Origin of the sequence: Limnobacter thiooxidans (assembly GCF_036323495.1) — a bacterium.
GTDB classification, from domain to species: domain Bacteria; phylum Pseudomonadota; class Gammaproteobacteria; order Burkholderiales; family Burkholderiaceae_B; genus Limnobacter; species Limnobacter thiooxidans.
The window spans coordinates 1,450,837-1,463,750 of sequence record NZ_AP028947.1; the positions used below are offsets into that span (position 1 = coordinate 1,450,837).

At 52.0% G+C, this 12,914-nt stretch carries 12 protein-coding genes; 7 read left to right on the top strand and 5 right to left on the bottom strand.

Annotated elements, in window-relative coordinates; translation table 11 throughout:
- Position 1 precedes the first annotated feature (1 nt).
- From RGQ30_RS06615 to RGQ30_RS06625, 3 genes are read right to left on the bottom strand one after another with little or no spacing between them, the layout of a single operon-like run.
- Positions 2-1,645 (bottom strand): GMC family oxidoreductase, encoded by a 1,644-nt coding sequence (locus RGQ30_RS06615; protein WP_130556669.1) that lies wholly within the window; start codon positions 1,643-1,645, stop codon positions 2-4.
- Between the two features lie 24 nt (positions 1,646-1,669).
- The gene (locus RGQ30_RS06620) at positions 1,670-2,185 is read right to left on the bottom strand and encodes a hypothetical protein (RefSeq protein ID WP_130556668.1); all 516 of its coding nucleotides are present in this window, start codon (positions 2,183-2,185) and stop codon (positions 1,670-1,672) included.
- An 11-nt stretch (positions 2,186-2,196) separates the two neighbouring features.
- Positions 2,197-3,651 carry a coniferyl aldehyde dehydrogenase gene (locus RGQ30_RS06625; RefSeq protein WP_130556667.1) on the bottom strand — a complete coding sequence of 485 codons (1,455 nt, stop codon included), beginning with the start codon at positions 3,649-3,651 and terminating at the stop codon, positions 2,197-2,199.
- A gap of 60 nt (positions 3,652-3,711) precedes the next feature.
- On the opposite strand from RGQ30_RS06625, the gene RGQ30_RS06630 reads away from it, so the two are divergent.
- The 7 genes from RGQ30_RS06630 to RGQ30_RS06660 all read left to right on the top strand — a co-directional run bounded on the left by RGQ30_RS06630 (position 3,712) and on the right by RGQ30_RS06660 (position 9,528).
- A complete protein-coding gene (locus RGQ30_RS06630; RefSeq protein ID WP_130556666.1) occupies positions 3,712-4,488 on the top strand; it encodes a DUF8198 family protein in 777 nt (258 codons plus the stop codon).
- Positions 4,489-4,619: 131 nt separating this feature from the next.
- The gene (locus RGQ30_RS06635) at positions 4,620-6,311 is read left to right on the top strand and encodes an AMP-binding protein (RefSeq protein WP_338284852.1); all 1,692 of its coding nucleotides are present in this window, start codon (positions 4,620-4,622) and stop codon (positions 6,309-6,311) included.
- A gap of 139 nt (positions 6,312-6,450) precedes the next feature.
- A complete protein-coding gene (rpsF, locus tag RGQ30_RS06640) occupies positions 6,451-6,855 on the top strand; it encodes a 30S ribosomal protein S6 (RefSeq protein ID WP_130556664.1) in 405 nt (134 codons plus the stop codon).
- A 25-nt stretch (positions 6,856-6,880) separates the two neighbouring features.
- Positions 6,881-7,231 carry a primosomal replication protein N gene (priB, locus tag RGQ30_RS06645; RefSeq protein WP_298217383.1) on the top strand — a complete coding sequence of 117 codons (351 nt, stop codon included), beginning with the start codon at positions 6,881-6,883 and terminating at the stop codon, positions 7,229-7,231.
- Positions 7,232-7,256: 25 nt separating this feature from the next.
- On the top strand, positions 7,257-7,526 hold the full coding sequence (gene rpsR, locus RGQ30_RS06650) for a 30S ribosomal protein S18 (protein WP_130556662.1): 270 nt from the start codon (positions 7,257-7,259) through the stop codon (positions 7,524-7,526).
- An 18-nt stretch (positions 7,527-7,544) separates the two neighbouring features.
- Positions 7,545-7,997 carry a 50S ribosomal protein L9 gene (gene rplI / locus RGQ30_RS06655; RefSeq protein ID WP_130556661.1) on the top strand — a complete coding sequence of 151 codons (453 nt, stop codon included), beginning with the start codon at positions 7,545-7,547 and terminating at the stop codon, positions 7,995-7,997.
- 145 nt (positions 7,998-8,142) lie between these two features.
- The gene (locus RGQ30_RS06660; RefSeq protein WP_130556660.1) at positions 8,143-9,528 is read left to right on the top strand and encodes a replicative DNA helicase; all 1,386 of its coding nucleotides are present in this window, start codon (positions 8,143-8,145) and stop codon (positions 9,526-9,528) included.
- Positions 9,529-9,876: 348 nt separating this feature from the next.
- On the opposite strand, the gene RGQ30_RS06665 is transcribed toward RGQ30_RS06660, so the two are convergent.
- Complete coding sequence (locus RGQ30_RS06665; RefSeq protein ID WP_130556659.1) at positions 9,877-10,362, bottom strand: DUF3828 domain-containing protein; 486 nt, start codon at positions 10,360-10,362, stop codon at positions 9,877-9,879.
- A gap of 853 nt (positions 10,363-11,215) precedes the next feature.
- Positions 11,216-12,871 (bottom strand): PhoH family protein, encoded by a 1,656-nt coding sequence (locus tag RGQ30_RS06670; RefSeq protein ID WP_130556657.1) that lies wholly within the window; start codon positions 12,869-12,871, stop codon positions 11,216-11,218.
- Between the last annotated feature and the right edge of the window lie 43 nt (positions 12,872-12,914).

Here is a 12,914-nt window from a genome sequence, read left to right on the forward strand (position 1 = left end):
TTCAGGCCAAGGCCGGTGCAGCTTGACCCGTCAACTCGGCCACCAGTTGCTGGCTGAGCTTGTTGGTCAATCCGTAAATGGACAGCTGTGGATTGGCCCCAATGCTGGTCGGGAAAAGGGAACCGTCGTGAATTGACAGGTTTTCAATCTGCCAGTGTCGGCCATCCGGGCGGGCCACGCCCAGCTTTTCCTCACCGGCCATAGCACATCCACCCATGACATGTGCGGAAACCACTTTCATCATCAAGGGCTTCATTTCCAGTGCGTTGATCTGCTTCAATGCTTCGTCAATGTTGTTGGCTGGTTTGGCATGTTCATGTACCGGCAAGGTGAACTCCGCGCCTGCAGCATGTTGCAGTTCGGCCATGGCCACCAGTGCGCGCCTTGCTGCGTTCCAGATTGCGGGTGTCAGTTTGTAGTCCAGCACGGGTGTGTCATCGCTGTTCAGCCGCACGCGCCCGCCCTGGCTGTCTGAATTGAAGCCGTCGCGAAGCAGGGCCAGTTGCATGTGGGTTTTGGAAAAGTTGCGCATGATGTCCGCATGCTTTTTGGCAAAACCAGGCAGGGTCGATGCAAAAATCACGGGGTGCAAGGGTGGGGCTTCCAGCTTGAAACCCAGCGGGCCATCAATCGGATCGGTGTGCAAATAATGGTCGCTGTAAATGGTCTGCGGTGCACCGGCATCGGCGCGAACCTCTTCGGCCATTTTTGCAGCAGAAACCAGCACCGGGTGCAAAAAGGTTCTTTCGCCCAGATGGTCATGGGGGTCGGGTGCGTTGGATCGCAGCAAGACGGCAGGGCTGTTGATGGAACCACCTGCCAGCACAAAATGTTTGGCTGTAATTTCCACTTCCTTGCCCGAGGGCAGCACACCGTCCGGATTCATCACTTGGCAGCGAAGCGAACGGATGCTGCCTTGAGAAATCTTGAATGAATGCGCACGCAGGGATGCAATCAATTGTGCGCCTTGCTCCAGCGCCGCCGGGATGCTGGACACCAGCATCGATTGCTTGGCATTGGTTGGACAACCCATGCCGCAGTAGCCCAGGTTCCAGCAGTCTTTCACATTGCGGCGAATGGCGCCCCAGGAAATGCCCTTGGCTTCGGCACCGCGACGCAATATGTCATTGTTCTCGTTGGGTGGTACCTGCCAGTCGGCAATGTTCAGGCGACGTTCAGCCTGTTCAAACCAGGGTGCCATGTTTTCAACTGTCATGTCTTTCAGGGCGAACCGGCTTTGCCAAAATGCAAGCGTGTCCGCCGGTGTCCTGAAGCTGGAAGTCCAGTTCACCGTAGTGGACCCACCCACCGTGCGACCCTGCAAGATATTGATGGCCTTGTCTGCGGTTTTGCGGCCTGCGCTTTCCTGGTACAGGGTGGGGTAGGCCACCGATTCCAGCATCTTGAAATCTTTCGAGGTTTTAAGTGGACCTTCCTCGATCATTAACACCTTGAGTCCGGCCTTCGCACAAATTTCGGCCGTGATACCTCCCCCCGCACCGGTGCCGACAATGACCACATCGGCTGTCATCTGTTTGGGTAGCTCGCGTGAATGCGCTTCAAACGCATTCCAGCCGCTTGCAATACCCGCGGCAAAAGTGTCAGGCACCAAAGTACCCATAGGCTTGATTTCTTGTTCGTTCATTGGTTGGCTAGGTGGTCAAACAGGTCAGGCAATTTGAAAGGGTGGGCCGGGGTAACCCATGTCAACCCATTGGCCAGGCTGGCCATACCAGCCAGCCATCATCAGGTCGTGAAGCGCGTGGTAGCCGGGTTGCAGTGCGGGAATAGGGTGGTCTCTGAATGAAATCAGAAACGCCTGGACTTGAGCCGGTGTGGCCTTCTCCCAGTTTGTGCCAAGGTCAGCAATCAACCTGCGGCCTACTGGGTTCTCCAGAATGTTCAGCAGTTGCCCCAACTCGGCCTGTGCGCTTGCTGCCAGTGTTTTTGTGGCTTCGATGAATGCATTCACCGCCACTTCAATGGCTTCCTGCCTGCCAGTGGCAGGCAATGCCGGATCCAGCAAGCCTTCGGCCAACGCATGCAGCATGGGACGGTGCTGTGGCAAAACCACGGAACGCCCTGCCACCACATCCACTTTCGCAAAATGCCTGCCTAGCCACCCAAGGCCGCCAGCCATCAACAAGCCAGTGGCACCCAATTTAATGAATCGACGTCTGTTCATGAATATCGAGCTTATACCTTGCGGGTCAGCAGTTTGGTCATGAATGCAAACATCTTGTTGTCATAGGGGGGTGACAACATTTCCATCACGTGGAAACGGTTCTGTTTGAATATGGGCTTGAGTTTCGTCATGGTGTCGAAACCAAACTTGCCGTGGTAATGGCCCATGCCAGAATCGCCCACCCCGCCAAATGGCAAGTGTTCCTGCGCGATGTGGAACAGGGTCTCGTTCAAGCAAACTCCACCTGCGATCGTTTGTTTCATGACCAGGTCTTGTGTCTTCGATTCGTCATCGAACAAATACAGGGACAAGGGACGCGGCCTTTCATTGATGTAATCCAGTGCATCGTCCAGTCGCTTGTAGGTCACAACTGGCAGTACCGGGCCGAAAATTTCTTCCTTCATCAGCATGGAGTCGGGTTTTGCGTTGAACACCAGCGTCATGGGCACCTTGCGGCCAGCGCCTTCAGCTGTTTTCATCAGTGTCACAATGCGAGCGCCTTGTTCCGCTGCTTCATCCAGCAAGCGCTGCAAGCGTGCAGCATGGCGATCCGACACAATTCCAGTGAAGTCTTTGGACAAAATGCCATCCGGGAAGCGTCTGGCAATAATTGCCTTGGCGTGTGAAATCAGTTCTTCTTCACAGCCTTCCGGAACCATCAGGTAGTCGGGTGCGATACAGGTCTGGCCGGCGTTGATCGACTTGCCTGACAGCGTACGGGCAATCGCGTTTTCGAATCGGCCCCGGTTCGCCACCGTGGGTGCCGTGATGATTACGGGGCTTTTTCCGCCCAGTTCAAGCGTAACGGGCACCAGGTTTTCACTGGCCGCTTTCATGACCATCTTGCCAACCGGCGTGGAACCCGTGAATAGCAGGTGATCAAAGGGAAGGCGTGAGAATTCAGCAGCCACTTCAGGACCGCCATTAATGACCTGTACCAGGTCACGGCCCAGGGTTTTGCTGAGCAGTTCATCCATCAAGGCGCTGAAGCGGGGGGTGTATTCACTCATCTTGATGAACACACGGTTGCCCGCTGTTAGCGCTGCAATCATGGGGCCGATGGTCAAAAACAGGGGGTAGTTCCAGGGAACGATCACGCCAACCACACCCAAAGGCTGCGGCATCAGACGGGTGCTGGCTGGTTTGAACCAGATACTCGCGCCATGATTGCGCGGCTTCATCCAGCTTTTGCCATACTTCACCGCGTGGCGAATTCCTTCCAGAGAGGGAAACACCTCGGCCAGCAACGTATCATTTTGTGACCGGTAACCAAAGTCGGCAGAAATAGCTTCCGCAAAACGCAGTTTGTTGTCGTAGATCATGTCGCTCAGCGCCAAAAGCCATGCTTTTCGCTGTTCCCACTCCGGAAATGGATTGATTCGACAGGCCTGTTTCAGTGATTCCAAAGTTGCTTTGAGTTCTGCTGCTGTTAATTCTTGTCCGTGTGCTTTGGATGGGGCATTCATGGTTGTCTCACTCTTCGGATTAACATTAACGAATGTAAACATAAATTTTGACTATTTTCCATGTCTGATTTGTGCTGCCTTGCAGCAATTGACCTGGAGCTCCGCCAATCTACTTTTTATCTTGCCGCCATGATCGACATTCATTCCTCTCCTTTGGAGCTTCAAAAAGCCATCACTGCCTTGCGCCGTGGTGAAGGCAGATCAGCAGAGTTTTTACTCTTGAAAAAAGATGTAAAAATATTTCAAAACAATCGGTTGGAAAATACTTATCAGGATTTACTTGAAAGCAAGGGTATGCACAAGGCTTGTCGCTTTTTTCTGGACCAACTGTATTGCACCCACGATGTCAGCCTGCGCGATCACCAAGTGGAACGGGTGCTGCCCAAGCTCGAAAAACTGTTGCCCGGTGGTGCTGTAGATACCGTGCGCAAAGTGATTTACATGGATTACCTTGCAGAATTGATGGATGATGAAATAAGCAGCTTAATCAATGCTGAAGAATGGTTTTCTGATAAATCACTTCAGGAAAAGATGTACATTGACGCATTCAAACGCCAGGCGCAGTTTGCCGTTCGGGAAAAGCAGGTATTTCTGGTTCAAGAGGTGGGTGAATCTTTGCGAAAGCTTGTCAAATTGCCGTTTCTGGGCGCATTGATGCGGATGACCCGTGGTGCAGCGCAAAAGGCAGGTTTAGAAGATTTCCACAATTTTCTGAGTATTGGCCTTGAAGCCTTTTCGGCGCTGGACAAGCCCACGCTTTTTTTCCAGATTATTCAGGAACGTGAAATGTCAATTTTGTCCGGTATTCGACAAGGTACCTTGTCGAAATTTCCTTGATCTGAGCTTGCTGGCAGGTACACATTGCATTTTGAGTGCTTTAGAATCCATGTTCTTTGATAATCCGGTATTGTTGCCACCCAATACCAACCAGTCGCGAAGCACGGCAGTGCGCAATGAAGGAGACGTTTGTGACAGATAAAGCCTGGATTCAAAGCTACCCACCCGGAGTACCCACGGCGGTTGATTTGAATCAGTACCCCTCCATTCGGGATATTTTCGAGGATGCCAGTCGCAAATTCGCGGATAACACCGCATTCAGCAACATGGGCACGGGCATGACCTATGCCCGGCTTGATGCGCTCACACGCGATTTCGGTGCCTACCTGCAAAGTTTGCCTGGCATGAAAAAGGGCGATCGTGTTGCTTTCATGATGCCGAATCTGTTGCAGTACCCTGTCGCCATATTGGGCGCGATCCGGGCGGGCTTCGTGGTAGTGAACGTCAACCCGCTGTACACCCCCACCGAGCTTGAATATCAGCTTCGTGATTCCGGCGCCAAGGTGGTCGTGGTCTTCGAGAATGTGGCCCACACACTGGATAAAGTACTGAAAAACACGCCAGTTGAGCACATTGTGCTGGCCTCCATGGGCGAAATGCACGGTTTTTTCAAGCGCGTGTTGCTCAATTTCGTGGTTCGATATGTCAAGAAATTGGTGCCTGCGTTCAAAATTGCCGGCGCCATTACTTTCAAGAAAGCGTTGGCGCTGGGTTCCAACAATGAACTGAAAAAGGTCAATATCACCCAGGACGATTTGGCCTTTTTGCAATACACAGGTGGCACCACAGGTGTGGCCAAAGGCGCCATGCTGACCCATGGCAATATTGTGGCCAATCTACAACAGGCCTCGGCCTGGCTTAACCAGGACATTGAAGAAGGCAAGGAAATCGCCATCACGGCGCTGCCGATGTACCACATCTTCTGTTTGACAGCCAATATTCTGGTGTTCCTGAAAGTGGGCGGGCATAGCTTGCTGATCACAGACCCCCGCAACATGAAAGCGTTTGTCAAAACCTTGACTGCTGTGCCTTTCACGGCCCTCACAGGGGTTAACACCCTGTTTAACGGTTTGTTGAATACGCCCGGATTTGAGCAGGTTGATTTTTCACATGTGAAGCTTGTACTTGGCGGCGGTGCTGCCATTGAACCCGCTGTGGCTGACCGCTGGAAAAAGGTCACCGGCACACGGTTGTCGGAAGCATACGGCCTGACAGAAGCCTCCCCTGCAGTGTGTATTAATCCGCTCCACGAAGAATACAACGGCTCTATTGGCTTGCCTGTACCGTCCACAGACGTCACCATTCGCGACGACGACTTCAATCAGTTACCAGTTGGTCAGGAAGGGGAGTTGTGTGTCAAAGGCCCGCAAGTGATGCGCGGATACTGGAACAAGCCGCGTGAAACAGCCGAAATTCTGACCCAGGACGGCTGGTTGAAGACTGGCGATATCGCTTACATGGATGAAAACGGCTATTTCTACATCACCGATCGCAAGAAAGACATGATTCTGGTGTCGGGCTTTAATGTCTATCCCAAGGAGATTGAGGCCGTCGCCACGATGCTGGAAGGCGTTTTCGAGGCGGCAGCGGTTGGCGTTCCAGATGGCAAAACTGGCGAAGCCGTGAAGTTGTTCGTCGTCAAGAAAGACAACAACCTGACAGCCGAGCAGGTGATCGAGCATTGCCGCAAGCACATGACAGCCTACAAAATTCCACGCCACGTGGAATTCATGAAAGACCTGCCCAAGAGCCCCGTGGGCAAGGTGTTGCGCCGCGAGCTGCGTGACATGGAAAAGAAGCGTTTGCAGGATCAAAACGCCTGATTTCATTGAAATTTCGCCTGCCAATTGGCTTTAACATTGTCAGGTGAGCAAAAACCCACTATACTTTCGGGTTACCTGCCACTACACCACGGGGGTGTGGTGGCTTTTCCAATTGTGGAAAATCCATAGGAGTTAATCAATGCGTCACTATGAAATTGCTTTCATCGTGCATCCCGACCAGAGCGAGCAAGTGCCAGCCATGGTTGAGAAGTATCGTGGAATCATCGAAGCCAACGGCGGCAAAGTTCACCGTCACGAAGACTGGGGCCGTCGCCAATTGGCATACCCCATTCAGAAACTGGCCAAAGCACACTATGTGTTGTTGAACATCGAATGCAGCCAGGAAGTTCTGGACGAACTGGAAACTGCGTTCAAATTCAACGATGCCGTACTGCGTCACCTGACCGTGAAGATGAAAAAAGCTGAAACAGCACCTTCTCCAATGATGAAGGAAGTTCAGCGTGAGCAAGAGCGCAAAGCCGCTTCTGCCACTGCGTCTTCAAATGACGACAGCGCCGATTCAGACGAAGGTGACGACGAGTAAATCGTCAAACCCATTGACTGAATCGATGAATCAGGAGGAAGAGAAACCAAATTCAAGCAAGTTCGGGGAAGAAGGAAAGGCAGGTATCAACCAGCTTACCTTGACCGGCACACTGATTGCGAAATCTGTGTTGCGTTACACCCCGGCAGGTTTGCCCATTTGCGAGTTTGAGCTCGAACACGAAAGTGAACAGCTTGAAGCCTCCAAGCCAAGATTGGTGAAATGTACCGTTCAAGCGCTCGCGCTTGGGGTTGCAGCTAGCCAAGTGAATGGACTGGAATTGGGAAGCCTGAAGAACTGGTCTGGATTTGTTGCTCTTCGTTCGCACAAATCAAAAAGTCTTCGATTCCATGTTTGCGCAGTGCGCGAATGTTGAAGACTTGAATTAGTTGGAGAATATTATGGCTTTTGGTCGTAAAAATGATCGCAAGGGACGTCGTCCACAACAGAACCCCCTGTTCAAGCGCAAGAAGTTTTGCCGCTTCACAGTGGGCAAAGTAGAGCAGATTGATTACAAAGACATCGACACGCTCAAAGATTTCATCGGCGAAAACGGCAAGATCATGCCTGCTCGCATCACTGGTACCAAGGCGAACTATCAGCGCCAGTTGGACACAGCGATCAAGCGCGCACGTTTCCTGGCCTTGGTGCCTTACACCGATAACCACTAAGCAGCTCGGGAGCTCACAATGCAAGTAATTCTTCTTGAGAAAATGCCCAATCTGGGTCAACTGGGTGACGTGGTTCGTGTAAAAGACGGCTATGCGCGTAACTTCCTGATTCCTTACGGCAAAGCCAAGCGCGCCACTGAAACAGCAATCGCTGAATTTCAGTCACGCCGTGCCGAGCTGGAAAAAGCTGCTGCTGACAAGTTGTCTGCTGCACAAGCCTTGGGCGCAAAGTTGGCTGAAGCCACTGTTCGCCTTAGCGAAAAAGCTGCGGTGGACGGTCGTCTGTTTGGTTCTGTAACCAACCACGACATCGCTGCTGCTTTGAATGCTGCTGGCCTGAAAGTTGAAAAAGCACAGGTTCGCATGCCCAACGGCGCACTCAAAATTGCTGGCGAGCACACTGTAACCGTATCACTGCACCCCGACGTGGTTGTGGATGTGAAGGTTGTAGTGGCTGGCGAAGCTGCCTGATCAAGGCCAGCTGACAGCATCGGTTTCAGGCTGGGTGAAACATCCTATTTAAGTCCAAGGGTCAAGCCACATTCGGTTATACTTTTGGTCTGCCTGAACCAACAAAAAAGGTCACCCCAAGGTGGCCTTTTTCTATTGTGAACCTATGTCCGAGAATCGACTTACAGAACAAGAAATGACGGGTCTTCGCGTACCGCCGCACTCGCTTGAATCCGAGCAGTCGGTTGTGGGGGGCTTGCTGCTTGATAACCAGGCCTGGGACCGAATCGGTGATGTGATTCGAGCTGATGATTTCTACCGCTATGACCACAGGGTTATTTTTGAGCACATTGCCAAGCTGATCGACGGGTCCAAGCCGGCCGACGTGATCACCGTGTATGAATCGCTTCAGTCCTCGGGCAAAGCCGAGGACGTCGGCGGGTTGGCTTACCTGAATACCTTGGCCACCAACACCCCATCAGCAGCCAACATTCGCCGCTATGCGGAAATTGTGCGCGACCGCGCAGTGTTGCGCCGCCTCATCACGATTAGCGATGACATCGCCACCACCGCGCTGAATCCCCAGGGCAAAGACACCAAAACCATTCTCGATGAAGCCGAAAGCAAGATTTTCAAGATTGCTGAAGACGGTGCACGCGGCGCGGGTGGTTTTCAGGATTTGCAGCCTGTTCTCAGCAAAGTGGTTGAACGAATCGACGAGTTGTACCATCGTGACAGCACCAGCGACATCACGGGTATTTCCACAGGTTTTGTGGACCTGGACAGCAAAACATCGGGTTTGCAGCCTGGCGATTTGATCATCGTGGCTGGAAGACCCTCAATGGGAAAAACCGCCTTCAGCTTGAATATTGGCGAACACGTGGCTGTGGAGGAGGGCCACGCAGTGGCCGTGTTCTCCATGGAAATGGGTGCCACGCAGTTGGCCATGCGTTTGTTGGGCTCTGTCGGAAGGTTGGACCAGCATAGGTTGCGCACAGGCCGCTTGACTGACGAAGACTGGCCGCGCCTGACCTATGCGGTCGAGAAAATGCAGAACGCGCAGCTGTTCATTGATGAAACGCCTGCCTTGTCGTCCATGGAAGTGCGGGCGCGCTGCCGCCGATTGGCGCGCCAATGTGGCCAGCTCGGTTTGGTGATCATCGACTACCTTCAATTGATGGGTTCTTCGTCGCCGGGTGAAAACCGCGCCACTGAAATTTCCGAAATTTCCCGTTCATTGAAAGGTTTGGCCAAGGAATTGAATTGCCCGGTGATTGCGCTTTCGCAGTTGAACCGTTCTTTGGAACAGCGACCCAACAAGCGCCCGGTAATGAGTGACCTTCGTGAATCCGGTGCGATCGAGCAGGATGCGGATGTGATCTTGTTCATTTACCGCGATGAAGTGTACAACCCCGATTCGCCGGACAAAGGCACGGCGGAAATCATTATCGGCAAACAACGTAATGGACCGATTGGCGCCATTCGCGTGACTTTCCTGGGTATGTACACCAAGTTTGAAAACTACGCTGGCCCGCAACCCGAAAGCGAATAACGTTCCTGTTCGGCGTTCGTTATTGCGTGTCCCACCTTTGACAAGGCAATGTATCGCAAGCCTATTTCGGTCTCGTTGCTGCTCATCTCGCCTTGGACAAGGCTGATTTCCCGTCTTGTTGATTCTGGCTTGGGGTATGCGAAACGCAAAGCGTCTTCGCATCGATTGCTAGCGCAATCGCCCCGCGCTGCGAATCAGCAGGGAAGCCTTGTCCTGAATCGGCAAGTTGATGCAGCAAACGAACACCTCACAGGCTGTGAACTTGCGTCGGTGAAAGGGCGGGGATTCACTCAACGTCGCAAGTCACAAGTCGCTAGTTTGCATCCTCGGTAAGCTCTGTGACCCTGTTTAGTCCTCGATCAAGCTATTGTGCAAACTTGTAGTCTGTTCACCAGTGACATCATCAATTTTCCATCTTCCGGTTTCTCGAACCAGATCAAGCCTTAGCTTTTCAGTCATTCCGGAAACCAAGAGGGTAACCCGAACTGTTACCTGACCATCTTTTGAAACTCCAGGTGTTATTTCAACAATTTGAACTGATGCAGGGTCCTGACAATTACACAATGGATCGGCAGAAATTTTGCCGATTTCTCCGGATGCAATTTGTTGTTGCTGCTCTTTTCTAATCAGCCCCAGAAGTGTTGATGAGTAAATTTCATCAGCTTTGTCCAACGAGGAAGAATTTGAGTTTTCGTGGTACAGCTCAGCATATGTATGCTGAACAAAATCTACGCCTTTAGGCTCAGATTTTTCATTTAAAAACCACAAAACAACTGCAAGGCCAAGAGCGGAAAGCAGCCCGATTACAACTGAAAAATTCCGTGAAAATTTCATTTACTGTCCTTGGGGAATCGATAGATGGCTACATCGGGATCTGCCTTTCTGTATATCGGACCACCCCACATGTCACGTTGTTTGAAATCTGAAATCCATTCCTTTCCTGTGAACATTGCGATATGTCCCTCCGGTCTGCCACCCTCAACGTTGGGGATGACTGCAATATCGCCAGCTTCAGGTGAATAATTCTTGCAACTTGATGAATCAATCAATACCCCTTTGCTGTATCGATTTAGTTTCAATCCGTACCTTGATAGTACTGGATCATAAAGCTTGGCCTGCCCAAGAGTTGGTCTGATTTAAATGCCGCCAGCGTCCAGAGCCAAGCGCACATGAAGTGCGCATTTGCCTTGGGACGAGGTATTTGCAATGCTGACGAGCTTCTTTATTGCTTTGTTGATGTTGAAGGTCATGAATAATTACCGATTTTGAATTGACCGCACATACCAACATATTCAGTTCATGGGGTACCAATTTTTTGTCTGGCAATTCCCCCCGGGGGATAAAAACGGCGTGCATCCTTTAAATCGCAAGTCGCAGGCGCAGCCACTTCAAGTTTGCAAAGGCTGCATTGCCCTCGCACCGCCATTCAAGAAAGCCTGCCCTTGTGTTGAATTCCACGACCGTTCGGCTGAAAGCCGAAAGCGCAGCCCGCCCTCTTTTTAGCGGGTGCGCTTAGGTCGTGGGATCAACAACAAGGGAGAGTTCAGGCTTTCAGGCGGAAGACGGCATGCGCCTGAGCAAACGAATAAAAAGCTGTGCTTTTGGACATACGCCTTAGGATTTGCGTCTGAGTAAGCGAAGAAATTTGCGCCTTGCAATCAACTTGCAAGGCACAGTTCAATGCGACTTAAAGGTTATCCGACGCAAAATCAGCCAAACGCGAACGTTCTCCACGCTGCAAGGTGATGTGCCCGGCATGTGGCCAGCCCTTGAATCGATCCACCACATACGTCAGGCCCGATGAGCCTTCAGTCAGGTAGGGTGTGTCGATCTGCGCCAGGTTACCCAGGCAAATCACCTTGGTACCGGGGCCAGCCCGGGTAATCAGGGTTTTCATTTGCTTGGGTGACAAGTTTTGTGCTTCATCAATAATCAGGAACTTGTTGATGAAGGTACGACCGCGCATGAAGTTCATGGACTTGATCCGGATCTTGGTGCGAATCAGGTCGGTCGTGGCTGAGCGGCCCCAATCGCCACTGCTGGGGTCGGGCTTGTTCAGCACTTCCAGGTTGTCTTCAAACGCGCCCATCCAGGGGGCCATTTTTTCTTCTTCCGTACCCGGCAGGAAGCCGATATCCTCACCCACCGGCACGGTGGCGCGGGTCACAATAATTTCTGAATATTGCTTGCTTTCCAGCACCTGCGACAAGCCAGCAGCCAAGGCCAGCAAGGTTTTGCCCGTACCTGCCTGGCCCAGCAAGGTGACAAAGTCACATTCCGGGTTCATCAGCAGATTCAGTGCAAAATTCTGTTCGCGGTTTCTTGCAGTAATTCCCCACACGCTGTTTTTGTTGTGGCTGAAATCGCGCAGGGTTTTAAGCACTGCGGTGCGGCCATTGACTTCAAGTACTTGTGCGATCAAGGGGATTCCAGTTTCGCAATACACGAACTGGTTGACCATCATGTCTTTTACAGCGGGACCGCTGACGCGGTAGTAGGTGCTCCCGCCTTGTTGCCAGCTTTCAATGCCTTTGCTGTTCTTCTCCCAGAAATCGGACTGCAATTCCATGATGCCTGAATACAGCAAATCCCGATCTTCAAGTACCTGGTCATTGAAATAGTCTTCAGCCAACAAACCCAGCGCGCGGGCCTTGATGCGCATGTTGATGTCTTTGGACACCAGGGCAACTTCACGTTCAGGGTGAAGTTTGCTCAGGGCAAACACCACACCCAGAATCTGGTTGTCTGCTTTCCCAACGGGCAGGGTTTTTGGAAGTTCAGCAGCCAGTTCAGTGGTTTGCACCAAAAGGCGGCCCAGTGCGTCCACATTGCCCAGTCGGTCCAATGCCACGCCTTTCTCGATGTCATCGATGTTTTCCATCAATGCGTCCAGCGAGCGGCTCACCTGCCGTGCATGGCGTGCTACTTCCGACATGCCTTTCTTGTGATTGTCCAGTTCTTCCAGCGTAATCAGCGGCAGGAAAACATCGTGTTCTTCAAACCGGAACAAGGACATCGGGTCGTGCATCAACACATTGGTGTCGAGCACAAATATCTTTTTGCCAGTGAGTGTGACCTGGCGGCGTGGTTTCCCAGCGGGAGTCTGTGCAGGTATTTTGGCTTTTGACGAAGCGGCCTTGGGTATGTTGCGTGTTCGGTTGGACTCTGGCGCCTTCGCTGTCGGAGCGTTATTGCTCGCCAGAACCAATGGGGTTTTCGCTGCGTTGTTGGGTACTTCGAGTGATTCTGTGCTTCGGGCCGGCTTTTTGGTTCTGGGCACCGAAATTGGAGGAATTTCGTTCAGTGTGGTTGCGGGTTTGCTGGGTTCTTTGGGCAGAGGCATTGTCAACGATCTGAAGTAGGAAGCTCATGAATCGCGCGGGGTC